Below are 24,583 nucleotides of genomic sequence, written 5' to 3'. Positions count from 1 at the left end.
TACGAAGACTGGAGGCAGTCTGTCTGCAGGCTCTCCTGGGAGAAAATTCACTTGAGTTGCAAGACTTTGACAGGATCGCCCAGGTTCTGGATCAGTTGGCGACCTGCTGTGAAGGGCTGAGCCGTGAGTCTGGAGTGCAGGCTGTGCAGGTCCAACGATGTGTCGTGGATCGTTTGACGCTGGGAGAGATCCGCCAGCGCCTGTTAGCGGAAGAATCCCATACGTCAGTCGGTTCAGGAGATGTTGAGTTTTTCTGAAGGATCAGCTTGGTTGGCTGGCATCCTGAGGGTTGGATCGGATCATGGTGCGCTGTTTTTGCAGGCCGCGAATGATCTGTTCGACGTCCTGCGGGCCGAAAACGACACCGACCGGACCATAAGCCGGATGCTGGAAGGCCAACATTGAGCCCTCTGTCAGGGCATCGATCTGAAGGGCCCAGTTCGTAGTGTAAACGGGCGTAAATCGCGCCCCTGCAATCGGTGCGGGCGGCCGTTTTTCGATCAAGGCCGCATGGGCCAGGCCCAGACTTGTGATCAGTTGGGACAATTGGGCCTCGTCGAGGGAAAGACTGCCCGAAACGCCGCTGCCTTCAAGAAAAGACAGGACGGCCGCTGCGCCGTCTTCTGAACGTGTGACCTGCATGCGTGGGGCTGTCATGATGTTCGGCTCCCTGCCCGGTTGTGGTGTGATCAGGTTGAAGATCCAGTGTGGTGGAAGCCGCCTGCCCATGTCCACCAACCCAGACGTGCGCTTTGTTCGTTCAGGATACGGGCAGCGGTTATGGCGCTGTCAGGATCGGGGAAAATGCCGAAGCAGGTGGCTCCTGAACCACTCATGCGCGCGAGAAGGCAATCGGGAAGGCTGCCGATGGATGCCAGAACCGTGCCAATCACCGGACATTGCGACAGGGCCGAGGCCTGAAGGTCGTTGGTTGTGGTGTTCAGGTCGGCGACCATGTCCTGTGCGCTGTTCCAGCGGGTGGGCAGGAAGGCTTCGGGCCGTTCCGTAATGCCCCCACTTGCGGCAAAGGCCCGGAAAACTTCCGGTGTCGAGACGCCGACGCCCGGATTGACGAGTAGAAGGCCCGCATCGGGCAGGGTCGGAGCAGGAGCGAGGATTTCTCCGATCCCCTGCATCCGGGCCGGACGCTGCGCGATGCAAACTGGGACGTCCGCACCCAGTTTCTCGGCGATCGGAAAGAGCATGCTCTGATCCGCGTCCCATTCACAGGCCAGCAGACGCAGCGTTGCTGCCGCATCGGTGGAACCGCCGCCGATGCCTGAAGACACGGGCAGGTTCTTCTCCAGTTTCAGACGAAAGGATTCGGTTAGACCGTTGAACGCTGTGCCAGCTTTGGCTTGGAGCGCGCGGGCGGCGCGCAGGACCAGATTCTGGCTGTCCGCTTCCAGTCCTCGGCCAAATGGGCCGTTGATCGTCAGTGACATCGTATCGGCAGGGCCTTCAAGCGTGATGCGGTCTGCGGCGCCTGCGAAAACCGCGAGGCTGTCGAGCAGGTGGTATCCGTCGTCGCGTCGGCCCGTGATGTGCAGGAACAGGTTGATCTTGGCGTGTGCTGTAGCCTGGGGTGTGTCTGAAAAGGTCATGGTTTCTGTTCGAAAGCTGCGAGATGGGGGCCGCCGTTCTGGAGCGCCTGAAGGAGAAGGGCGCGATCCTGCGGCTGCGGGTTGTCGTCGAGGGACTGGTTCCACTGATCCTGTGCCTCGGTGTGTCGTCCGAGATACCAATAGGCCACGCCAAGATGGTAGCCGATTTCGGCGTCGCCGGGTGCGTGCTCGGCAGCTTGTATCAGCATGGGGAGTGCGGTTTTGAGGTCAGCCCGATATTTGAGAAGGGCCCAAGCGTAGCTGTCCTGAATGGAGGCGTCTGTGGGCTGAAGGTCGACGGCTTTTTTCAGCATGGCGAGAGACTGTGCCTGATCGGCGTTATGCTCGATATTGGCATAGCCGACGAAGTTCAGGACTTCGGGCTGGTCCGGGGCAAGTTCAAGCGCATGTTTCATGTCGTCCTGCACCATCGGCCAGTTGCCGCTTTCCTGAGCGGCCATCGCGCGGCCCAGCAAAATAGGCCAGAGAATTTCCTTGCGGGGCGGGGAGGCTTTGAGGGCGCGGGTATAGAGTGCGATGGCGTCTGTATGATGACCGCGCTGGTCTTCGACTTCGGCAAGCTGGATCAGGAATTCCGGGTTTTCGGGACGCAGGGCGAGCGCGCGGTGCAGGGCATCGGCTTCCTGCGCGAGGTCTCCTGAGCGCAGGGCAAGGTTGATGCGCTCCTGTGCGGCCAGGGCCGCGAGGGGATCGGAGGGCGAAATGTTGTTCAACTCGGCCAAGCCGCTGGTGATCTGGTTGGCTTCGCGGAAGGTGTCAGCCAGAAAAATGCGTGCGATTGTCAGGTCGGGATCCAGGAAAATGGCCTGTTGCAGGGCGATGATGGCCGGGTCGCGCGGAATACCATCCTGCTGGATGGCGTCCGTGATCATAAGGGCCATCTGAAGGTTGAGGATGGCCCCGCCAAGCGCTGGCGTCGGCTTTTTAAGGTTTTGAAGATCCTGCTGGATCGGGCCGATGACGAGTGCGGCCAGCGGAGAGGTTACGCCCAGAGCGGCGACGGCGTCGCTGGCCTCTTTGTGATGACCATGGCGTTCCAGCCAGCCGCCATAGAGCTGCGCATAGAGGATCTGGAGAGTCAGTGGATCTCCGGATGCGCTTCCCGTGCGGTGATAGAGTTGGCCTGCGAGCAGGGGTGTCGGTAGGTGTTCCGCGACCATGGCTGCATGCAGAAGATAGAGCCTGCGCGTGGCAGGCTGACCTGCGGCTTCTGCCAGCAGGTTCAGGGCCTTGTCGGGATGGCCTTCCGCTGCAAGGCTCCAGCCCATCAGAACAGGTGCGGCGATCGTGACGAGTGGACCGTGATGGGAGCTGCGTGTGAGGATGCGGCGCATCGCGGCCCAGTCCTGGCGGGCAAAGGCGTCCTGCGCGAGAATGAGCGTGCCAATATCGCTGCCCGAGCCCTGATCGGGGAGGGCGTTGGCGAGCTTGAGGGCTTCGGCCTGATGACCGGCCATGGCTGCATAGCGCAGGGAGTCGTGCTGTAACTGAAGGTTATGTGGTGCGAGCGGCAGAGCGTGGGAGAGGGCCATATTGGCGGCGGGGACGTCTCCACGTTCCATCATGACCGTGGCGGCCAGCATCCAGCCAGTCAGGGAGTTTTCCGGGTTGACTGTGGGCTTTACCGCCGGAGGCAAGGCGGCCAGCGCGCTCCCTGTCAGGCTACCGCCCAGCGCAAGGGCGGGGAGCACCAGACGGAGCGGGCGGGAAAATTCCTCGAATGATCTGGGCCAGCCGCGTGTGATCTGCATAATGGAGGAAACTCTAGCCCTCTTGAGGCTCCACGCCAACCGGCATCCCTGCGGGGGCTGTGTGGTGATGGAGCAGGAGGCCATCAGGACGGATCAACCATGACGCCCCCAGTCAGTAGTGTGTCGGCAGTTCTCAGCCGGGCCGATCTGCTGGCCGCGCTTCAGCTCCAGTATGACTGGGGTGTGGACGAGGCCCTGTGTGAAATGCCGGTGGATCGTCTGGCCGAGGCGACACCGCAACTGCCGCCGCGTGTCAGCGCGGAGCGGCAGGACTTTGCGCAACGTTTGCCTGAGGCTTTTTCGGGAGGCGACGGGGTGCGTCGGATTCCTGCGAAGGCGGGTAGTGCGTCGGTGGGCGGGCTGTCTGCGCGGGCGGTGGAAGAGGCGCCGGATCTGCCGACGCTGATGCGCCTGACTGAAGCACCGGGTGACCTGTTTCTGGCCCGGACTGCCACGCATCGGCTGGAGCCGGTTTTCGTGGAGGGGGCGCCGTTTATGCTGATCGGTGAGGCGCCTGATGCGGATGAGGACCGTTCCGGCACACTGTTTGCGGGCGAGGGCGGGGCATTGCTGGAGAAAATGCTGCGGTCTGCGGGACTGGAGCGTGGAGGGATTTCGATGGCGCCCGCCCTGCCATGGCGTCCGCCCGGCGGAAGAACGCCGAGCGATGCGGAAATGCAGGCCTGTCTTCCGCTTCTGTTACGGACAATCGCCCTGTGTCGACCGGGATTTCTGGTGACGATGGGGGTGACGCCGCTGAAGATGCTGGTGGGTCCGGATGCCGCTGTCGGACGGATGCGGGGCCGGTGGACAAACGTGTCGGTGCCGGGGCTTGCGACTCCGTTGCCGCTTCTGCCGATGCGCCACCCCCTGCAACTGCGGGCAAGTGCGGCTGCGCGGCGGAATGCCTGGCAGGATCTGCTGATTCTGATGGAGAAACTGTCTCCGGAAGAATGAGGACTAAACGGGTTCAAATTCTATCGTTAAAAAACTTCGGAAAAACGTAAAAAAACGCGCGATGACAGGTGTTTGCCACTGGATTGTTTTAGGGTTGGGTTATATCATTGCCCAGTCCAAGGATGCGTAGAACTTAACAATTCCTTGCCAAGGCCCTGCAAAGCGGGTAGCAACCCGCTGCTATGCGAAGGACCCCCCCTTTCATTTCAGGCAGTAGCGCCCGGGCTTTGCTCGTTAGTGTACTGATTCTGGCCGGCGGCTCACTGTCTCCGGCGCGTGCTGACAGCACACGCAACCTTCCTCCCCAGCCGGAACCGGTCGGGGATGAGACTGCGTTTGCCGAAGCCCGGCCGTCTTTGGGCGGGGACGGCGTTGTGTCGCTGCCCCATCCTCTGACGGCGGCGATGGCCAGTCGTTACCGGCTGATCTTTCAGGCCCAGCGCGAAGGCAATTCCCGGATTATTCAGGAGCAGATGCGTCTGCTGACGGATCACGTCCTACTGCCCGATGTACTGGCCGAACGCTATCTGGCGCCGGGCGCGCATCCTGCGGTCGAACAGCTTCGGGAATGGCTACATGACTATGCTTCCCAGCCTGATGCGTCGAACATTCAGGCACTCCTGCTGAAAATCGCGCTGCCGGGAACGGTGCAGGCGCAGTCTTTCGTTCGTCCGCTTGCGGCTGATGCGCGGGCTGACAATGCGAAGGGGACTGCCGTTCCCGTTGACCCGCTGATGCATGCATTTTCCCGCAATCCGCTGCTGGACCGCACGGTTCAGGAACGGGCTCTGACGGGTGTGCGGGGCGCGGAAAGCGCTTTGCACTTGGTGGACATCACACCGGGGATGACTGCTCCTTACGCGGCGCAGCTTTACGGCGAGATTGCGCTCGGTTTGCTGTCACAGGGGGAAACCCTTGCGGCTTTGCGGAATGCGAGTGCGGGATTTGGTCGTGGAGACCAGCAGGTCGGGTTGCCAGCCTATGTTGCCGGGCTTGCCGCCTGGCGCGAAGGGCATGTCGAGGCGGCCTATGACCTATTCCAGTCTGCGGCCAATGCGCCTGTCACGGCGCTGGAAATCCGTGCAGCTGCCGCGTTCTGGGCAGCACGGGCCGAGGGGCGTCGTCATGATATGGCGGGCTATGTGAAGTGGCTGCATCGCGCTGCCACGCATCACGAAACCTTCTATGGCATGCTGGCGTCCCAGACGCTGGAACTTGGACGTCATGGCCATGCGCGTCTGCCCGGTGGACGGATTGAGGTCACGCTGCATGATCCAGTGCCTGTGCTTGCGGAAATTGACGTCGAGGCTGTGGGCGCTCTGCCGCAGGGTCGTCAGCTTTTTGCACTGCTTCAGATCGGCGAACGGATGCGGGCCGAAAACCTGATCCGGCGCATGTGGGTGGATGTGGCGGCGGACAGTGCGCGCTCTCGGTCCCTTCAGCTTGTGGCTCAGGCGGCAGGTTATGAAGATTTGTCCGAGCAGCTTGCCTCTCTGGTCATGCATCGGGAATCACAGGTGACGCCGCCGACGCCACTACCTTTACCTGCCCTGAAGCCCAGTCATGGTTTTCGGATGAATCCGGCGCTGGTCTATGCGCTAACGCGGGTGGAATCCAATTTCGATCCGTCGGCGACTTCAGGGGCTGGTGCGCATGGCCTGATGCAGATCCGTCCGGTGACGGCGAGCTTCGTCACCACGTCGCACATGACGTATGATTCGCATGGCGTGGCGGTGATTCCAGTGGCGCCCGATATGGTCAGCCGTCTGCATAATCCGTCTTCCAATCTGGAAATCGGGCAGCTTTATGTGCTGTATCTGGCGAACCAGTCGAGCCGTATTGCGACGGTAACACCTCCCGAAGGTGGCGATCTGGTTCGGGTTCTAGCGTCCTATAACGCTGGGCCGGGGGCGATTGCGCGCTGGGAAGGCGCGCAGAAGGCGGACATGCATGATCCGCTGTTCTTCATGGAAACGCTGCCGAATAATGAGACGCGCGATTATGTCCATCGCGCCCTGACCTATACGTGGCTGTATGCGCACCGCATGGGTCTGCCGTCTCCGTCCCTGAAGGCGCTGACGCGCTCGGAATGGCCGTCTTTTGGTGAAGAGCAGGCCATGGCGCATGAGCGTATGGCCCTGAACTGAGGGGCTCGACCTTCACATAAAAAAGTCCGGCGCGAGTGCCGGGCTTTTTTATGTGCTGACTTCTTAAAGAAATTCGATCAGGGCGATGCCGCCTGCGATCAGGATCAGGGCGCCGAACAAGACGAGCGCTAGACGCTTTTCGATGAAATCGCGGATGGGCTCTCCGAAAGCGCGAAGCAGAGCGGCTTCGAGAAAGAAGCGTGCGCCCCGGGTGACGACGCTTGCGGCAATGAACGGAAGCAGCGGGAAATGCGCTGCCCCTGCCGCGAGCGTGACGAATTTGTAGGGAAGCGGGGTCAGGCCTTTGGCGAGGATGATCCAGACGCCATAGCGGCGGAACATGGCTTCCAGGTTCAGGATGCGCTGGTCGGCGTGATAGAAATGCGCGATCGGCATGCCGATATGCTTCATCAGGAAGGCCCCGAGGAGCCAGCCGATCAGACCGCCTACGACGCTGGCGGTCGTGCAGACAAAAGCCAGAAACCATGCCCGCTCACGATTGGCGAGCAGCATAGGCACGAGCATCAGATCCACGGGGAGTGGAAACACGGAAGATTCCGCCACGGCGACAACGATCAGCCACCAGACGGCACGCGGAGAGGCGGCCAGTTCAGTGATGCGAGTGTAGAGCAGTGTCAGCATGGTGGTCTGATATTCCTGTAAGAACGTGCGTACTGTCCTACCCGGCCTGCGGGAGCTTGCAAATCCGTAACTCTGTGCAACATGTGTTTCGGTAAACGAACGGCTATAGGACATGGAACCGTTCTTTCGGAGTATTGCCGTTTCATGAACAACACCCCTGCGCCGTTTCAGCGTTATTTTCTTGTGGCCAGACTGTTCCACTGGGGTATGGCGGCGATCATCATTCCGCTGTGGCTGCTGGGGTTTTATGTGGGGCGGATCATGCCGCATGCAGCAACGCCCCAGAAGGCACTCCTGCTGCTGATCCACAAGGAAATTGGACCGTTCATCATCATCCTGACGGTTCTGCGGCTTGTCTGGCGGGCGACGCACCGGCCGCCTGCAATGTCATCGGATATTCCCGAAGAAGAGCATCTGGCGGTGCAGGTCGGGCATTTTGGCCTCTATGCGATGATGCTTGTTGTACCGCTGACGGGTTGGGTGCGGAGTTCTGTTCATGGCCTGCCGATCCCGATGCTGTGGATCGTCGATCTGCCGCCGCTGGCGCATAAGGCACCCGTTTTCGTGCCGCTGGTGAATGTGCTGCACCAGTTCTCGGCATGGATTTTAGGTATCTTGATTGCTGGACACGTGATCGCAGCACTGCTGCATCGCTATAGCCGTAAGGATACAGTCATGGATCGGATGCTCTGAGGATGATCTCTGTACGGTATGCTCGTTAGAGCGTGAATATAATAAAGAAAATAACATAGAAAATATAAAACATAATTAAAAATAATGAAATAACAATTAAAGACAAAATAAATCCGCTAATTTTATTTTTATTTAAAAATATGGTTCTATAATTATATAATATATATGCGAAAATAAGAATAGTAGTTACTACTAAAACCCACAGCGAAAATTTCATCATTATCTTGGGTGTGCCTTCTGTTGCGTTATCGACAGATCTGACGGTCGTAAGGCTCCGGCATTTTTCCGCATCCTGACGGACCAGCTGTTTGCCAGTCCGTCAGGGGCTCTCTGAATCAACGTGGCGCGGCGGGCTGCTGGGCCGGGAAGGGAGCGGGTTTCAGGGTTGGGCGCGGATGGTCGGCCATATCCTTGCGCAGCCATGTGAGGGCGGCGTCGAGCTGCTGGTCTTGTCCGTTGAAGGTGGCGACCGGCATGTTCTCAACCTCGATGTCCGGAGAGACACCTTTGTTCTCGACCAGCCACTGTCCGTTCAGGTCAAAATACGGATTTTCGGCCGTGCGGGCATTACCGTTGTCGATCAGGCGGTCTCCGTCCGAGAGCCAGACGCCCGCGCCTGCGGTACGCTCTCCGAGAAGTGGAGCGATATGCAGGGATTTAATGCCTTGCGAGAAGGTCTCCCCGTCCGAGTAGGTCATTTCATCGGACAGAACGATCAGACGCCCCTGAAAAGATTGCTGCATGTCCACCGACGGCGCGTTGCCGTAGCGACCCCAGAACATCCACGGGCGACGCATGAGTTGAGTGAGGACCCAGCTGTCAATATTGCCGCCCGTGTTGCCGCGGACGTCCACGATCAGGCCGTCCTTGTCGATATTGGCATAGAACTCGCGGGCAAATGCTTCCATGTCGTCACCGACCATGGATTGCAGATGCAGATAACCGACGCGGCCGTGGCTGGCGCGATCGACGATATCCGCGCGGCTGACCTCCCAATCCCGCGCGCGCAAATCACGCTCCTTCATATAAGAGACGGGCGTCACGATGATCTTGTGGTCTTTCCCGCCGCGCGAGAGCGTCAGAAGAACCTGCTTTCCGGCCTGATCGGCAAGAAGGGAGCCGAGGTCAGGCTGTCCTGCGGTCGGCTGGCCGTTGATTGCGGTGATGAGATCGCCGTTCCGGGCGTCCACGCCGGGAGCGGCCAGCGGGGACTGCTGATCGGGGAGGTCGCGGTCGCCCTGATAGATGTGGTCTATCCGAAAGCCTTTGTCCTCATGCGTCAGATGCGCGCCGAGGCCTGCAATGAGGCTGGAAGCGGGCTGGTCGAATGTCGTGGGCGCATGGAGCTGCGAGTGCATCGCGCCGATTTCCGCAACCATCTGGCCGAGCAGATCGTCGAGATCTGCACGGTCTCCAAGACGGTCCACGAACGGGGCGAAATGGGCGCGTACGGCTTTCCAGTCCACGCCGTGCAGGTCACGGTCATAATAGTGGTCGCGGTGCAGGCGCCAGGCGTCCACGAATTCGTCCGACCATTCCTGTCCGGGGTCGATCCGCAGACGCAGATGATCAAGCTCGATCTTTTTGCCGTCCAGTTCCTTGGGCTGCTTCTCGCCAGTGGGCGTCAGGAGCAGTTCCGGCGCGTTCTTACCGCGACGGCTGAGGGTCAGCAGGGTCTTGCCGTCCGGGGTGATGTCGAAATCCGAAATCTTGGCGGCGTAGGTTTCGATTTTATGCTCGTTATTGTCGATATGGATCGACTTCAGATCGCCCGGACCGTCGCCTGAGCCGGAATTGTCGATCGTGAAAAGATAGTCGTCAGAGACGCCGAGGCCTTCATAGTCTCCAGCCGGGACGGGCGCCTGATAGAGACGTGTGGTGATCCCAGCCCATTCGATGGCGGGAAGGGATTTTTTCTTGTCGCCGTCTTTCTTCTTGTCGTCCTTTTTATCGGCGTCGGGCTTCTTGTCCGTCGGGTCCAGTTCAGTTGCGGGCTGGAACGGGAAGCGTTCGCCGGACTGAAGGGCGAGGGCATAAAGTCCGGTCCGCTTCGGGAAGGCCGGTCCGATATTACGGTCTCCCCAAGGCGAGCCGTTGGCGAGCGAGAACGTGCGGTCTGACAGGAACCACAGCCATTTTCCGTCCGGGGAGAAGCTGGGCGTATAGGATTCATAGCGCCCGTCCGTCACCCAGTTCGACTGGCCGGTGGCGGGGACGTAAAGGGCGATCTGGCGACGCAGGTTCGTGCCGCGTGTGCGGACATAGGCCAGGACATGTCCATCCGGGGACCATGAGACGGAGTCAAAGACATTAGTGCCGTCCACGGTGGCATTGTCGACCAGCTTGTCGGCCTTGGTGGATAGGTCCGTCAGCCAGAGGCGGCCCAGAAGGTCGGTATGGGTGGCGTATTTGCCATCCGGCGAGAGGGATAGGGACACAGGTTCGGTGGATGAGGGCTGGGTGATGGCCTCGCCCTTGCCGCTGCCGTCGGCAGCAAAGCGCCATAGGGCGGAATCGCCGCCCACATCGCTAAAGGCGATGACGGATTTGCCGTCCGGCGTGATCTGGGCCAGACGCAGGCGCACATTATCGGGTGTGGCGAGGACGACGACGCGGCGGGGCGAGGCCCCGGCGACCACGACATGACCGCGCATGGTGAAGGCGGCGGCGTCCCCCTGTGGCGAAATGGTCGAAGACGTCAGGAAGCGGGTCGGCTTTTCCAGCCAGTACGGGCTGCGGGGCAGGTTGTCGGAGGTCAGGTCCACCTTGACGGGCGTGGTTTCACCGCTGGCCAGATTGAAATCGAACAGGTCGGCGCCTTTACGGAAGACGATGTGATCGCCGGAAATGGCGGCTTCGAGGACGCTGTAATCCGTGAAATGGGTGAGCTGCTTCGCGTCCGAGCCGTCGGTGGCGAGGCTCCACAGGTTGTAGCGCCCGTTCTCGTCGGAAATGACGATCAGGCGGTCACGCCAGGGCATCGGGCGGATCAGGTTAGCGTCATGTGTGCCGATGCGCTCGGCTTCCTTGCCGTTCTGAAGATCGAAGCGCCAGAGCTGGGATAGGGCGCCCCCGCGATAGGCGCGCATATGATCGCCGGTCGTGGCGAGGCCAAAGCGGACGGCGTAAAGCCAGTGTCCGTCCGGGCTGAGAGCGGCATCGTTCGCGCCGGAAAGCGGGAAGATGCGTGTTGCGCCGGTTTTCGGATCTATGGCCGAAACGGTTTGGCTGTAATAGGGGCCGGTTGCGGCAGGGCTGGCATAGAGCACTCCGGCATGTGCGTCCCAACCGATGATCTTCAGGCGGGCGACGTTCTCGAATGTCAGACGGCGCGGCGTGCCACCATTGCGGGGCATGACGTAGATTTCGGTCGGGCCGTCGAAATTGGCGGCGAAGGCGATCTGGGTGCCGTCGGGGGAAATGACGGGGTGCGGGTCGATGGCGTTGGCGCCCTGCGGCACGGTCGTCAGGCGCTGGGCCTGGCCGCCTGCGAGGGGAACGCTCCAGACGGACTGTTCGGCGTTGAACAGGACGGTCTGGCCGGAGATGGAAGGTTCGCGCAGATAGCCCGGCTCGGCCTGCGCGACACCGAGACCCAGCCCCATCAGGGCTGCGCAGGACAGGAGGGAGCTTCTGAGAGAGGGGCGTTGGGGCATGATGATGATCCCGATATGAAACGATTATGTCCCAGTCGTTTCATAAAGGTGTCATCGCGTCAAAGGCCCTCCGATGACATCCTGTTAAGATATAACATTTCTCTTATCCCACGGCGGCCTTGAGGCCTTGCCCGGCGGCGAGGGGGCACAGCGGCAGGCAGGCGAAAAGGCACGCTCCCAGCAGATCCAGACTGGCGGCGGGGGATGTGGCGAGTTGCCCGGCGTAGGACGAGGCCGCACCAAATATCAGGATGGGCGTTGCCAGTGGCAGAACGAGCAGCGGGAGCAGAACGCCACCACGCCGCGCGCCAAGCACGATTGAGGCTGCCATGCCGCCCAGAAGCGAAAGGGACATCGTGCCCATCGCAAGACCGGCCAGCAGGAGAGGCAGTTCAGAACCTTTGATGCCCAGCATGATGCCGAGCGGGATGCTTGCAATCAGCAAAGGCAGGCCGGTCGTCAGCCAGTGGGCAGCCATCTTGGCGAAAGCCACGGCGGCAGGGGCCGGGCCGGTCAGCATCAGCAGATCGAGGGAACCGTCTTCAAGTTCGGCTCCGAACAGGCGGTCCAGCGGCAGAAGACAGGCTAGCAGTGCGCAGACCCAGATGATGCCCGGTCCCATATGACGTAGCAGGTCGGGCGAAGGGCCAAGGGCGAGCGGGAACAGGCTGCCACATAATATAAAGAAAAGCAGCGAGGCCAGCGTGTCGGCGCCGAAGCGGAAAGCCAGACGGAGGTCACGGTCGATCAGGGCAATAAAAGCGGTCATGACAGCCAGAAGGAGTCCGCATGCGCGAGCGAGGGCAGTTCGTGCGAGCGGGTGTTGTCGAGGGGAAGCGGCACATGCGTCGTGACGATCATCGCACCGCCCTTTGCGCGATGGGCGGCCATGAGGGCACCGAGGCGCTCGATACTGGCGACATCCAGTCCGACCGTCGGTTCGTCGAGAAGCCAGAGCGGGGCGCCAGACAGCATGACGCGGGCAAAGGCCGCGCGGCGTTTTTGCCCCGAGGACAGGAGCCGGGCCGGAAGATCGGTCAGATGTGTGAGGTCGAGCGCGTCGAGCGCGTCGGAGAGGCTGGTTGTTCCGAGTTTCTCGGCCAGAGCAAGGTTCTGCGCCAGTGTCAGACCCGGTTTGAGGGCATCCTGATGGCCGAGCCAGGCGAGGGCGCCATAACGGATGACGTCCCCTGAATCGGGACGGCGCAGGCCGGAGATCATACGCAGAAGGGTGGATTTCCCAGCTCCGTTCGGCCCCGTCAGGATCATGGCATCCCCGGCGTCCAGCGTCAGGGAGACCCCGTCGAGCACCAGACGGTCTCCACGGAACACCGTGACGTCCTCGACATCAAGCAGACGGTCGGGCGTGGGAGGGGACGGAAAATCAGACGGGGTGGTCATCGAGGGTCTCATGCGCGGGGTTCGGTTCTGTCCCGGTGTGTGTGTCTTTTTGTTTTAGAGACCCTGCGGGCGTCCTTCGCAAGGGTTGGTGTGGCGTCTGCGCGTGGGCAAGGCGGAATGTGATGATCGTATGAATTGTGCCATGAGCTGCATTAAGGTCTCGATACCCGTGCTCAGGTCCGTTAAGAGGGCTGCACGGTCGTGTGATCGTGTGTCTTTTTTCAAGGGTTTCCGGAACTGGCTGATCTGGTGCTACAGGCGAGTGGTATCGCCAAGTCTTTTGGTGGGAACGAGGTTCTGAAGGGCCTGTCGCTCGATGTGGAGCGTGGGGAGCTGATCTCGATGATCGGACCTTCGGGATGTGGAAAATCCACGTTCCTGCGCTGCCTCAATTTTCTGGAACATCCGGATGCGGGTTCTGTCCGGATCGAGGATGTGACGGTCGCGCGCGCGGGGAAGCACTGGAGCCGCGCCAATGAGGCCGAGGCCCATAAGCTGCGCGCGCATGTCGGGATGGTGTTTCAGGCCTTCAACCTGTTTCCCCATCGTACGGTGCTCGACAATGTCATGATGGCCCCGATCCAAGTCAAGAAGATGTCCCGTGACGAGGCGCAGTCCATTGCCTGCGAGCTTCTGGAAAAGGTCGGTCTTGCCGCGACCAAGGATCGCTATCCGGACAGTCTTTCGGGCGGGCAGAAACAGCGCGCGGCCATTGCGCGCGCGCTCGCGATGAAGCCGTCCGTCATGCTGTATGACGAGCCGACTTCCGCGCTCGACCCCGAGCTTTCCGAGGAAGTCCTGTCCGTGATGCGAGCGCTGGACGATGATGGCATGACGCAGCTTGTGGTGACGCATGACATGCGCTTTGCACGCGCCGCCTCTGACCGCGTTCTCTTTGTGGAGGGCGGAGAAATTGTTGAAAGCGGTGATCCGGACCTGATGTTCGCCAACCCCCGGGAGGGACGGACACGCCAGTTCCTGCGGACCTTGCTGTGATGAAGAAATTTTTTGCGCTGGTGCTGGCTCTTGCGGTCAGTCCCGTATCGTTTGCGCTGGCGGATACGCCTCCGGTTGCTGCACCGCAGGAGTTACTCTGGGCTTCGGATGGTGAGGCGAACGTGCCTTACGTTTTTCATGATCCCGCTCATGAATCGCGAATGACCGGCTTTGAATACGATCTGGCCGATGCGATCGCGGAGCGGATGCACCGTAAGGCGAAGTTTATCCAAAATGACTGGGATGGTCTGATTCCCGGTCTGTCCCGCGGGCTGTATGGCATGGTGCTGGACGGCATCGAAATGACGCCGGAGCACAAGGCGGCCGTTCTGTTCTCACGTCCTTATTATGTCACGAGCGAGCGGATCATCGTCCGGCATGATCAGACCGGGCTGGATACGATGGAAGCCCTCAAGGGTCATACCGTCGGGACAATCAAGGACACCACGGCCGAGCGGATGCTGCGTCGGCAGGGTGGTTCGAACGTCCGGTCCTATGAAGAAGAGACGAATGCGTTCTCGGATCTGCGGAACGGGCGGCTGGATGCGATCCTGCTGGATGCGCCGATTGCACTTTATTATGGCAGTATCTCGCCGGACATGAAGCTCGTGGGCGAGCCGATCGGCAGCATGGAATATGGGATCGCGTTCTCGCCGGAAAACCGGGAACTGCGCGACCAGGTGGATGCGGCGCTCGGCGAGGTCATCAAGGACGGAACGCTGCATCGCATTCTGGCGCGCTGGAACCTGTGGACGCCGCTGATGGCGAACTATACGGGCGACAACAGCCATCCGGATATCGCGCCGACGGAATGGAACCGGTATCAGGAGGCCATGGCGAACACGACCGGCAGTGGTTGGCGTGTTCTGATGCGGCGTTATGTGAGTTTCCTGCCGTTGATCGGGCAGGCGGCGTTGATGACCCTTGCGGTTTCGGCGCTGGCCATGGTTCTGGCTGTGGCGCTGGGGCTTCTGCTTGCGCTGGCCCGGCATTATGGGCCTGCTCCGCTGCGCTTTGTCGCGGGGATCTATGTCGAGGTCGTGCGCGGGACGCCGCTTCTGATTCAGGTGCTGTTCATTTTCTATGGGCTGCCCGCCTTCGGAATCCGCTTGTCGCCTTTCGTGGCGGGTGTGATTTCGCTGGGTCTGAATTATGCGGCCTATGAGGCGGAAAACTACCGTGCCGGGCTTCTTTCCGTTCAGCGCGGGCAGATGGAAGCGGCGATTGCACTCAACATGACGCACTGGCAAGCGTTGCGGCTGGTGATCGTGCCGCAGGCGTTCCGGACGGTCGTGCCAGTCATGACCAACGATTTCATTTCGCTGCTCAAGGACAGTTCGCTCGTTTCCGTCATTACGTTGACGGAGCTGAGCCAGACCTATGTGCGGCTGTCCTCGACCTATTACGATTATTTCGGAACGGGGATCATGGTCGGCATGGCGTATCTGCTGCTCGGCCTGCCGTTCGTGCGGCTGGCGCGGATGGCGGAGCGGCGGCTGGGGCGTGGTTTTTCTGGAGCCGGGCACCACTGAGAGTGTGATGTCCGGTCCCGTTCAGGATGGCTGAGGTGCGGACGGATCGTTGATGAGCGGGGGCACGAGCGTTGCCGTATCCAGCGTTCCGTCAAATCCCTGACGCAGTACCCGCGACCAGCCGATCATCCACCGGTCCAGCGCGTCGATAAACTGGGAAGCTTCGGGATTTTTATGTACCGAAGCCTTGCTCCAGTATTGTTGGGGCGCCAGAAGCTGGCGTGATCCGCGTTCAATGGGGGCGACCAGCGTCTCGACCGTTTCGATGTGAGCCATGCCATTGCCGGCCGCTGCAGCATAATACCAACCCATATTGATCATCAGGTTCGGGATTGGAAAGCCCAGCGTATGCATTCGGTTAAATGCCGCCGTGATGAATGGGTCGCTGCTGACGCTCTGGTTTTCAAGGACGGCATTGCCGGTGTAGCTGCATTCCTGCGAGACGTCTGGTTTATCCAAAATATGGGCCGCGTAGTTGCGATCGTCATGGCAGGGCGTTTCGAGCTGTTCGGCCAGATCTGCCGGGACAGGCTGCTGCGTGGAGCGTACGACGATGACGCCCGAGACGACTCCGCGATCGGTCCGGGCCAGAACCTGCTGGGAGATTTCGCCATGGGCGCCACTCCGGGAGGTCAGGATCGGGTGCCAGTCTCCGGCCGGAAGCGGGAGGATGCGTCCGGCAATGGCGATGCTGCCATGCTCGACGATCCCCGGATCGGGAACAGCAACCTGGTCGCCAAGATTGGACGCGTCGCCGGGCTGCATCTCCTGCCCGTCCGACTGTGATGCGCCGAAACCCGAGTTATTCCGTGCTGCTCCTGGCGCACTCCCAGGAAGCCAGGGCATGGCTTTTTTGAGCGCCGGGGTAGGGTAAAAGGCAGCCATGCCCAGCGCGCCCAGTGTTACGATCACGCTGGTGCGCCATAGTGGTGCGCGTCCCCAGAGCCGTCCAAATGCCGTCATGGATCAGCGACTCACCCGGCCAAGCTGTGCTTCGGAATCGTTGGCGATTTCCGTGATGACCGTCCCGTTGTCCTGTGTGACGAGGCGGACGCGTTTGGCGCCCTGTTGGCGCGCGACGATCAGACTTTCGCTGACCATCTCTTCAATGGAGCGAACGAGATCGCGTGCACTGGCGCCAGAGCCGAGGTTCTTTTGCTTCATCATGACCTGGAACAGAACGCCGGCGTCGATGCCTCCGGTTTCGACATGCAGGCCGTAGCCTTCAATCATGGCTTCGATTTCCAGCGCAGCGACGCGGGCGAGATCCAGCCCGCGCAGGGAGCGGAAAACGAAAATTCGATCCAGCCGGTTGAGAACTTCGGGAGCGAATCCGGATTTGCGCAGGGCCTCGACCGACTCGCCGCGCATTTTCTCCGGCTCGTTTGCAAGACGATCGGCAATTTCGGTCAATGCTTCAGTGGCGACGTTGGAAGTGAGCATGAAGATTGCCCGCGTGGTCGAGACCTGCTCGCCGACGGACGCTTCCGTGACATGACCGTCATTCCAGGCAGTAAGGAATTTTTTGAAGACATCCGGATGGGCCTTCTCGATCTCGTCGAGCAGGACCACGGCATCTGGATGTTCTTTTAGGCCGCCAGTCAGAGTCCCGAACGTATCGGAACCCATATAGCCCTTGGGCGAGCCAAAAAGGAGAGATTCCGCATGCGGACTGGACATTTGCGTCATGTCGAAATGCAGCAGGGGACGTTCCATCTGTTTCGCCATCTGTTTGGCGAGATAGGTCTTGCCCGTCCCTGGGGGACCTGCCAGCAGGAAAATACCCACGGGCTTGCCGCGAACCTGAAGCGCCAGACGACGGCGCATCTGCTGGGCAATATCCTCGCAGACCTGATCCTGTCCGATCACGCGCGCGCGCAGCGAAGCGGCCAGTTCATCGGCGTCGAGGACGGTTTCGCGGTGTTCGCGGGCCATGAGCTCTTCAAGGGCTCCGCGGTTCGTCAGACGGCTGAGAACATCCATGATGAGACCTTTCCTGCGGCGCAGTCCACGCCGCGCCAGTTTTTCGGCTGATGTTTCATATGCCAGCCCAGTGACTGCCAGAAGGGCGCTGATCCCTGCCAGCGGAAGATAGAAACGCCGTCCCCATTCGATGGCGGCCCATAGCCCGTTCAGCGACAGGTGTAGCATGATCGAAACCTGAACTACTGCCAGAATAAGGAAGGCAGCCATCATCAGCGGCATGGCCCGGTTGAGCATGGGCACGAGAGACTTGAACACCGGGCGATTCCTTACTGGACGATCACGTTGAGCAGGACGCGCTGGTCCAGCGTCGTCAGGGCAGGCAGGGCTTCTGGACCGAAAGCTGTGAGGGCACCAACGATCAGAGCGGGTGCATGTGGCATGCTCACCGGGGCAATAAGGATCTGTCCGGCTTCAGCGATTGGAATAACAAGATGCTGGAATCTGCCGTTAAGGACAACGCGCTGTGTCAGTCCAGAGACTGTGAGATCGATAATCTGGCCGACTGCGCCCGAAGCATCCAACACCGGCATTTCCACGAGGCGCATCTTGCCATCTTTTACGGCCGCGAGAATGCGGGCCTGATCGTCCGGACTGAAACCGCTCTTGGCAAGTGCGGCCGGCGCTTTGGCAGTGGGAAGCATCGAGAGCTGGACAGCCGCGGTCTGGGCGACGGGCACAGCCGGGCTATTCTGGGAAAGTGGCGCCATTGGAGGTGTTGGTAGTGTCGTCGTGTTGTGCGTGTAGAAAAAAGCGCCTGCCCCGACCGTCAGGGCCGCAATCAGGCCGCCGCCACCCCACAGAACCCGGTTCCGGGAAGCAGGATCGGCAGGCAGGGGCTGTAGACGCGGTTCCGGGCGCAGTTCCGGACGGGGCTCGGATGGGAAAGTCATTTCGGAACCATCTGACTCCCGACCGTGCCTGAAGACAAGGGTTTTCCAGGCATCGAAATGTAAACAAATCTTTCGACTCGCTTTGGGTAACGGGATGTTCGGGAATGAAAGGGATTTGCGTTCCTCTTGCGTCTTGAAGGGAGGTGACTTACATAAGGCATATTCCATTCATCTTCCGCTCATTTGGGGGGTGGCCCTGACGGGCCGCCTTTTTTGTCTTGTCTCAGCAGAACGCCTCTTCCGATATCGAACTGCCCCACCTCACGGGGCTGGAAGCCCGCATCGCGGAACGGATCGCGCCGACCTTGGCCGATCTGGGCTACGAGCTTGTGCGTCTTTCGGTTCTGGGGCGCGATACGCCGACAATCCAGATCATGGCAGACCGTGCGAACGGCTCTCTGATTTCGGTGGAAGACTGTGAACAGATCAGTCATGCTGCCGGAGCCATTCTGGATGTTGATGATCCCATCCCCGGTGCATGGATGCTGGAGGTGTCGTCTTCCGGAATTGATCGTCCGCTGACGCGTGCCAAAGACTGGGAACGATTCGCAGGACATCTGGCGAAGGCCGAGCTGGATGTTCCGCTCAATGGCCGCCGTCGTTTTTCGGGAACTGTCATGGGTGCGCGGGACGGCAATGCCCTTATCCGCCTGGATGACGGAACCGAAGCCGTTCTGCCGCTGGTGGACATCCGCAAGGCCCGTCTGGTCCTGACCGATGCGCTGATTGAGGCGAGCGCTGCTTTGGCAGGGCTTGATCCTGAAGGGGAAGATGGCGGCGAAGCGCGCCAGGCGCCCAAACTGAATCCGAAGAAGCCGGGAAAGAAGTGATGACCCGTCTCATGCTGGCTGGAGGTCCGATCTGATGGACACGTCTGTTACACGTCCCGAACTGCTGCTGGTTGCCGATGCAGTCTCCCGTGAGAAGAATATCGACCGTGAGGAAGTGCTTGAAGCAATGGAGCAGGCCATCCAGAAGGCTGGCCGCGCAAAGTACGGACATGAAAAGGACATCCGTGCGACGATTGATCGCAGGAGCGGCGAAGTTCGTCTGAGCCGATGGACCGAAGTGGTCGATCAGGTCGAAAACGAGGATACTCAGATCCCGCTGCATATCGCCCGGAAGTTCCAGCCGGAAATTCAGGCCGGTGAGCATCTGGTTGATCCGCTGCCGCCGATCGATTTCGGACGTATCGCCGCGCAGACTGCCAAGCAGGTCATCGTGCAGCGGGTGCGCGAGTATGAGCGTAAGCGCCAGTATAACGAGTTCAAGGACCGTGTGGGCGAGATCGTCAACGGGACTGTCAAGCGGACCGAGTATGGCAATCTCATGGTCGAGATCGGTCATACCGAGGCCCTGCTGCGTCGTGACGAACTGATCCCACGCGAATCATTCCGTAATTCCGATCGCATCCGCGCCTATATCTATGACGTGCGTGACGAACCGCGTGGCCCGCAGATTTTCCTGTCCCGGACGCATCCCGCCTTCCTCGCCAAGCTGTTTGCGCAGGAAGTTCCGGAAATCTATGACGGGATCATCGAAATCAAGGCCGTGTCCCGTGATCCGGGATCGCGCGCCAAGATGGCCGTGATTTCGCGCGATGCTGCGATTGATCCGGTCGGTGCCTGCGTTGGTATGCGTGGCTCCCGCGTTCAGGCTGTTGTGGCCGAACTGCAGGGCGAAAAGATCGACATCATTCCCTGGAGCCCGCAGGCTGCAACATTCGTCGTCAATGCACTGGCTCCTGCTGAAGTCAGCAAGGTGGTGATGGATGAAGAAGCAGGCCGCGTTGAAGTTGTGGTGCCGGATGAGCAGCTTTCGCTTGCCATTGGTCGCCGTGGACAGAACGTGCGTCTTGCCAGCCAGCTGACCCGCTGGGACATCGACATTCTGACGGAGGCCGAGGAATCGGAACGTCGTCAGGAAGAGTTCCGCAAGCGCTCCTCGCAGTTCGTGGACGCGCTGGACGTTGATGACGTGATCGCCGGTCTGCTGGTGACGGAAGGCTTCCACTCCATTGAGGAACTGGCCTACACGGATCCGGGTGAGCTGAACGATATCGACGGCTTTGACGAAAGCGTGGCTGAAGAGCTTATGCATCGCGCCAATGATTATCTGGCCAGCAAGGAACAGGCTCTGGATGACCAGCGCAAGGCGCTGGGCGTTACGGACGACGTGGCCGAACTGGGTGCCTTTACGAACCAGATGCTGGTGACGCTGGGCGAGAAGGGCGTGAAGACGCTCGACGATCTGGCAGATCTCGCGGGAGATGAGCTTGTGGAGATTCTCGGTGAGGAGGCTATCGACGAAGATGCCGCCAACGAGATCATCATGGGTGCCCGTGCGCACTGGTTCGAAGGTGAAGATGCCGACTCGGTAAAACCCGAGAACGGTGACGAGGAGTCGACCGACGTCTGATCTTTCTGATACTGATAATGGTCCTGTTCGTGGCGCTTTAGGGCGTCGCGGCTCGGAGCGGCGATGTCTCGTAACGCGAGAGCAGAAGCCGCCCGAAGGCATGATCCGCTTCGTCGTCAGTCCGGATAACCGGGTTGTCCCTGACCTTGCCGGAAAACTTCCGGGGCGGGGAATGTGGTTGAGTGCCAGCCGGGATGTGTTAGATAGCGCCCGAACACGACAGGCTTTCGCCAGAGCGGCAAAGGCCCAGGTGAGCGTACCGGAAAACCTTGCCGACCTCGTTGGTGGTGCTCTGGTACAGCGGATGCTGGATGCAGTCAGTCTGGCCCGGAGAGCCGGTCAGACGGTCTGCGGTTTTCAGAAGTGCCGGGAGTGGCTTACTTCCGGCAGGGTAGGGGTGGTGATCCGTTCGGAAAGTGCAAGTCCGGACGAATTTTCCAGACTGGTGTCGGGCCGGCGTTCTCTGCCGGTGGTGACAGTTCCCGATCGGGTCCTGGAATCGGCGTTCAGCCGGGACCGGGCGGTCTATGCGGTGATGGCGCCTGGTGCGCTGGCACAGCGCCTGATCGCCGAACATGAGAGATTTTCGGGAGTGGCAGGACGTCCGCTCCCAGACCCCGAAGGGGTCAGTAAGGAACAGGCGGAACTATGAGCGACGGCAACGAGCGCAACCAGGACGGAAACAACACCCCATCGCAGGGCGGCGAACAGACCAGAAGCAGCCGTCTGTCGCTTCGCCCCGCTGGACGGCCGGAGGTCGGGCGTACGGTGGACGCTGGCTCCGTGCGTCAAAGCTTCAGTCATGGCCGCTCCAAGGTCGTGCAGGTTGAAGTACGCAAACCCAAGCGCAATGCGACCGGTCCGGGTGCCGGTGCGGCAGCCCGTGGTGGCCGCGCAGGTGGCCGTGCACTGACGGCAGCCGAGCTGGCAACACGCCAGCGTGCGCTTGAAGGGCAGCGTCAGGCTGCGGCCGATGAAGCTGCGCGGCGTGAAGAAGAGAAGATCCAGATCATGTCTGCCGCCGAGGCTGCGCGTCGCGCTGCTGAGGAAGAGCGTCTGATCGCCGAGCAGAAGGCGGCTGAAATTGCTGCCTTGAAGGAAAGTGAACAGCAGGCCGCACGGGAGCAGGCTGCTGCCGAAGCTGCCGCACGCGCTGCAGAGCACGCTGCGGCTGAAGCAGCGGCCCGCGAAGCTGAGGAAGCCAAACGTTCAGCTCCGCTGGACCCGCGTACGCATTCGACCGGTGGTGTTCAGCTTGCCGCTCCGGTGCAGCGTCTGCGTCCGCTGGCCGAGCGTGCCATCATGCCGCCGCGTCCGGTTCAGCCGTCGCGTCCTGCTGCGACAGCCGCTCCCGCTCGCAACAACGAAACCCTTCATCTGCGTTCCGGCGCAGCCGCCGCTGGTGGTGAAGAAGAGCGTCGTCCTGCTCCCCGTCGTACGGGTCCGGGCGCGCCTCCGGCACCGCCGCGCCGTCCGTCTGCACCATCCCGCAAGGCTGGTGGTAGCGACCGCCGTTCAGGACGCATCGACGTTCGCGCTGCGATCGAAGGCGATGACGACAAGACCCGTTCGCTGGCTTCTGTCCGTCGCCAGCGTGACCGCGAGCGCCGTCAGGCCGAACTGGAGCGTCTGCGCTCCGACCAGGTTCGCGTCGTGCGTGACGTTATCGTGCCGGAAACCATCACGGTGGCCGAACTGGCCAACCGTATGGCATCCCGTCAGGGTGAAGTCATCAAGGCCCTCATGAAGATGGGTGTCATGGCAACGGCTGCACAGAGCATTGATGGCGACACCGCCGAGCTGGTGGTGGAGGAATTCGGCCATCGCATCAAGCGTGTTTCCGAAAGCGACGTTGAGATCGGCATTGAAGGCGTGGAAGACAACGCCGACGAGCTGCTGCCGCGTGCTCCGGTCGTGACGGTCATGGGGCATGTCGATCACGGCAAGACCTCCCTGCTCGACGCGCTGCGCACCACTGACGTGGCGGCGAGCGAAGCCGGTGGCATCACGCAGCACATTGGCGCGTATCAGATCACGGCGCCGTCGGGGAAGAAAATCACCTTCATCGACACGCCGGGTCATGAGGCCTTCACCTCAATGCGTGCTCGTGGTGCGTCCGTCACCGATATTGTGGTGCTGGTTGTGGCAGCCGATGACGGCGTGATGCCGCAGACGATCGAAGCCATCAAGCACGCCAAGGCGGCCAATGCTCCGATCATCGTGGCGATCAACAAGATCGACAAGCCGGGCGCCAATCCTGCCCGTGTTCGTCAGGAACTTCTGAGCCATGAGATCGTGGTCGAGGAAATGGGTGGTGACACACAGGACGTCGAGGTTTCTGCCCTCAAGCGGACCGGGCTGGACAAGCTGGAAGAATGCATCCTGCTTCAGTCCGAAATGCTGGATCTGCGCGCCAATCCGGACCGCGTTGCTGAAGGTGTAGTGATCGAAAGTCGTCTTGATCGTGGACGTGGCCCTGTGGCTTCCGTTCTCGTCCAGAAGGGCACGCTGCGTCGCGGTGACATCCTCGTGGCCGGTTCCGAATGGGGTCGTGTCCGCGCGGTACTCGATGACCGTGGTCGTCAGCTCAAGGACGCCGGTCCGTCCATGCCGGTCGAGGTTCTCGGTCTGACAGGCGTGCCGGGTGCAGGCGAGCCGTTCGTTGTTGTTGAAACCGACGCCCGTGCCCGTGAGATCAGCGAATTCCGTCAGCGTAAGATCAAGGACAAGGAAGCTGCCTCGCAGGTTGCAGCTCGCGGCACTCTCGATCAGATGCTGGCTCGAATTCAGGCTGGTGTTCAGAAAGAAGTTGCACTTCTCGTCAAGGCTGATGTGCAGGGGTCTGCGGAAGCAATTTCCACGACGGTGCAGAAGCTGGCTCATGAAGAAGTTGCGGTTCGCGTTCTGAATGCCAGTGTCGGCCAGATCACGGAAAGTGACATCCAGCTTGCCAAGGCTTCGAATGCCATTATCGTGGCGTTCAATGTCCGTGCCACCACGCAGGCCCGTGAACTGGCCCAGCGCGAGGGCGTGGATATCCGTTACTACTCGATCATCTACCAGGTGGCAGATGACGTAGAGCAGCTGGTCAAGGGCAAGGTCGCGCCGAAGCATCGCGAGAAGTTCCTGGGCTACGCCGAGATCCGTCAGGTCTTCAACATTACCAAGACCGGCAAGGTCGCGGGTTGCTACGTCACCGAAGGCCTCGTCAAGCGTGGCTGTGGTGTGCGTCTGCTGCGTGACAACGTGGTCATTCATGAAGGCGAGTTGAGCCAGCTCAAGCGCTTCAAGGACGACGTCAAGGAAGTGGCTCGTGGTTACGAATGTGGTCTGTCCTTCGCGGGCTACAACGATCTGCGTGAAGGCGACGTAGTCGAGTGCTACGAAATGGAAGTGATCCCGGCTTGAGTTCGCGTTCGAGACATGACCTGAAGGGCCCTGCCGGCGTTGTTGCTCAAGGCCCTAGTACCCGCCAGCTCCGGGTGGCCGAAGAAGTCCGCCGTGTTTTGGCGGAACTGTTCGCCCGGACGGAGTTCCGTGACCCGGAACTGCTGGATGTGCGGATCACGGTAACGGAAGTCCGTATCTCTCCAGATTTCAGGCACGCCACAGCCTTTGTGACGCGTCTGGGACGGAGTGATGTGGAGGTTCTGTTGCCTGCTTTGAAGCGGGTGGCGCCGTTCCTGAGAACTGGGTTATCCAAGGCTCTCAATCTCCGGACGGTTCCGGAAATCCATTTCCAGCCGGATACGGCGCTGGATAACGCCATGGAACTCGACGAGATCATGCGGTCTCCGGAAGTCCGGCGGGATCTGGAAAAAGATCCGGAATAATTTTTAAAAAATGCTCCTCACTTCCGGTGGGGAGCATTTTTTGCATTCTGCCCCTT

20 protein-coding genes are annotated in these 24,583 nt (G+C 60.6%); 10 read left to right on the top strand and 10 right to left on the bottom strand.

Features of this window, described 5'->3' with window-relative positions; translation table 11 throughout:
• Positions 1-261 precede the first annotated feature (261 nt).
• From ABDK74_RS05850 to ABDK74_RS05840, 3 genes are read right to left on the bottom strand one after another with little or no spacing between them, the layout of a single operon-like run.
• The gene (locus ABDK74_RS05850) at positions 262-657 is read right to left on the bottom strand and encodes a hypothetical protein (RefSeq protein WP_346003081.1); all 396 of its coding nucleotides are present in this window, start codon (positions 655-657) and stop codon (positions 262-264) included.
• 32 nt (positions 658-689) lie between these two features.
• Complete coding sequence (locus ABDK74_RS05845) at positions 690-1,604, bottom strand: 4-(cytidine 5'-diphospho)-2-C-methyl-D-erythritol kinase (RefSeq protein ID WP_346003080.1); 915 nt, start codon at positions 1,602-1,604, stop codon at positions 690-692.
• Positions 1,601-3,376 (bottom strand): tetratricopeptide repeat protein, encoded by a 1,776-nt coding sequence (locus ABDK74_RS05840; protein WP_346003079.1) that lies wholly within the window; start codon positions 3,374-3,376, stop codon positions 1,601-1,603. Before ABDK74_RS05840 ends, ABDK74_RS05845 begins: the two co-directional genes overlap by 4 nt.
• A 99-nt stretch (positions 3,377-3,475) precedes the next feature.
• Between ABDK74_RS05840 and ABDK74_RS05835 the strand changes: the two genes are divergently transcribed.
• Together ABDK74_RS05835 and ABDK74_RS05830 are read left to right on the top strand one after the other, a co-directional pair.
• Complete coding sequence (locus ABDK74_RS05835; RefSeq protein ID WP_346003078.1) at positions 3,476-4,333, top strand: uracil-DNA glycosylase; 858 nt, start codon at positions 3,476-3,478, stop codon at positions 4,331-4,333.
• A gap of 182 nt (positions 4,334-4,515) precedes the next feature.
• Positions 4,516-6,480, top strand: coding sequence for a transglycosylase SLT domain-containing protein (locus ABDK74_RS05830; RefSeq protein WP_346003077.1), 1,965 nt, complete (start codon positions 4,516-4,518; stop codon positions 6,478-6,480).
• A gap of 63 nt (positions 6,481-6,543) precedes the next feature.
• Here ABDK74_RS05830 and ABDK74_RS05825 read toward each other — a convergent pair whose 3' ends face one another.
• Positions 6,544-7,122, bottom strand: a complete 579-nt coding sequence (locus ABDK74_RS05825) for a YqaA family protein (RefSeq protein ID WP_346004173.1) — start codon at positions 7,120-7,122, stop codon at positions 6,544-6,546.
• Positions 7,123-7,266: 144 nt separating this feature from the next.
• Here ABDK74_RS05825 and ABDK74_RS05820 point away from each other — a divergent pair, with 144 nt between their 5' ends.
• Positions 7,267-7,815 (top strand): cytochrome b, encoded by a 549-nt coding sequence (locus ABDK74_RS05820; protein ID WP_346003076.1) that lies wholly within the window; start codon positions 7,267-7,269, stop codon positions 7,813-7,815.
• 335 nt (positions 7,816-8,150) lie between these two features.
• Here ABDK74_RS05820 and ABDK74_RS05815 read toward each other — a convergent pair whose 3' ends face one another.
• The 3 genes from ABDK74_RS05815 to ccmA all read right to left on the bottom strand — a co-directional run bounded on the left by ABDK74_RS05815 (position 8,151) and on the right by ccmA (position 12,872).
• Positions 8,151-11,471, bottom strand: coding sequence for a S41 family peptidase (locus ABDK74_RS05815; RefSeq protein ID WP_346003075.1), 3,321 nt, complete (start codon positions 11,469-11,471; stop codon positions 8,151-8,153).
• A gap of 103 nt (positions 11,472-11,574) precedes the next feature.
• A complete protein-coding gene (gene ccmB, locus ABDK74_RS05810) occupies positions 11,575-12,240 on the bottom strand; it encodes a heme exporter protein CcmB (protein ID WP_346003074.1) in 666 nt (221 codons plus the stop codon).
• Positions 12,237-12,872, bottom strand: coding sequence for a heme ABC exporter ATP-binding protein CcmA (gene ccmA, locus ABDK74_RS05805; protein WP_346003073.1), 636 nt, complete (start codon positions 12,870-12,872; stop codon positions 12,237-12,239). The genes ccmB and ccmA overlap by 4 nt, the downstream gene beginning before the upstream one ends.
• Positions 12,873-13,121: 249 nt before the next feature.
• On the opposite strand from ccmA, the gene ABDK74_RS05800 reads away from it, so the two are divergent.
• Positions 13,122-13,868 (top strand): amino acid ABC transporter ATP-binding protein, encoded by a 747-nt coding sequence (locus ABDK74_RS05800; protein ID WP_194254157.1) that lies wholly within the window; start codon positions 13,122-13,124, stop codon positions 13,866-13,868.
• On the top strand, positions 13,868-15,400 hold the full coding sequence (locus ABDK74_RS05795) for an ABC transporter substrate-binding protein/permease (protein WP_346004172.1): 1,533 nt from the start codon (positions 13,868-13,870) through the stop codon (positions 15,398-15,400). The genes ABDK74_RS05800 and ABDK74_RS05795 overlap by 1 nt, the downstream gene beginning before the upstream one ends.
• A gap of 21 nt (positions 15,401-15,421) precedes the next feature.
• On the opposite strand, the gene ABDK74_RS05790 is transcribed toward ABDK74_RS05795, so the two are convergent.
• Genes ABDK74_RS05790 through ABDK74_RS05780 form a run of 3 tightly spaced genes read right to left on the bottom strand, consistent with a single transcriptional unit; the run spans position 15,422 to position 18,276 of the window.
• Positions 15,422-16,363 carry a hypothetical protein gene (locus ABDK74_RS05790; RefSeq protein WP_346003072.1) on the bottom strand — a complete coding sequence of 314 codons (942 nt, stop codon included), beginning with the start codon at positions 16,361-16,363 and terminating at the stop codon, positions 15,422-15,424.
• Positions 16,364-16,366: 3 nt separating this feature from the next.
• Positions 16,367-17,620: an AAA family ATPase gene (locus tag ABDK74_RS05785; protein WP_346004171.1), complete on the bottom strand. Its 1,254-nt coding sequence runs from the start codon at positions 17,618-17,620 to the stop codon at positions 16,367-16,369.
• A 32-nt stretch (positions 17,621-17,652) separates the two neighbouring features.
• Positions 17,653-18,276 (bottom strand): hypothetical protein, encoded by a 624-nt coding sequence (locus tag ABDK74_RS05780; protein WP_346003071.1) that lies wholly within the window; start codon positions 18,274-18,276, stop codon positions 17,653-17,655.
• A 218-nt stretch (positions 18,277-18,494) separates the two neighbouring features.
• On the opposite strand from ABDK74_RS05780, the gene rimP reads away from it, so the two are divergent.
• From rimP to rbfA, 5 genes are read left to right on the top strand one after another with little or no spacing between them, the layout of a single operon-like run.
• A complete protein-coding gene (rimP, locus tag ABDK74_RS05775; RefSeq protein WP_346003070.1) occupies positions 18,495-19,106 on the top strand; it encodes a ribosome maturation factor RimP in 612 nt (203 codons plus the stop codon).
• Between the two features lie 34 nt (positions 19,107-19,140).
• The gene (gene nusA, locus ABDK74_RS05770) at positions 19,141-20,694 is read left to right on the top strand and encodes a transcription termination factor NusA (RefSeq protein ID WP_194254162.1); all 1,554 of its coding nucleotides are present in this window, start codon (positions 19,141-19,143) and stop codon (positions 20,692-20,694) included.
• Positions 20,669-21,346: an RNA-binding protein gene (locus tag ABDK74_RS05765; protein ID WP_194254163.1), complete on the top strand. Its 678-nt coding sequence runs from the start codon at positions 20,669-20,671 to the stop codon at positions 21,344-21,346. The genes nusA and ABDK74_RS05765 overlap by 26 nt, the downstream gene beginning before the upstream one ends.
• A complete protein-coding gene (gene infB, locus ABDK74_RS05760) occupies positions 21,343-24,102 on the top strand; it encodes a translation initiation factor IF-2 (protein WP_346003069.1) in 2,760 nt (919 codons plus the stop codon). The genes ABDK74_RS05765 and infB overlap by 4 nt, the downstream gene beginning before the upstream one ends.
• The gene (gene rbfA / locus ABDK74_RS05755) at positions 24,099-24,527 is read left to right on the top strand and encodes a 30S ribosome-binding factor RbfA (protein ID WP_194254165.1); all 429 of its coding nucleotides are present in this window, start codon (positions 24,099-24,101) and stop codon (positions 24,525-24,527) included. Before infB ends, rbfA begins: the two co-directional genes overlap by 4 nt.
• Positions 24,528-24,583 lie beyond the last annotated feature (56 nt).

Source organism: Gluconobacter sp. OJB (assembly GCF_039638275.1).
Taxonomy (GTDB): Bacteria; Pseudomonadota; Alphaproteobacteria; order Acetobacterales; family Acetobacteraceae; genus Gluconobacter; species Gluconobacter cerevisiae.
The sequence above is the reverse complement of the archived record's forward strand: the minus strand, read 5'-3'. Positions and strand labels throughout refer to the sequence as shown.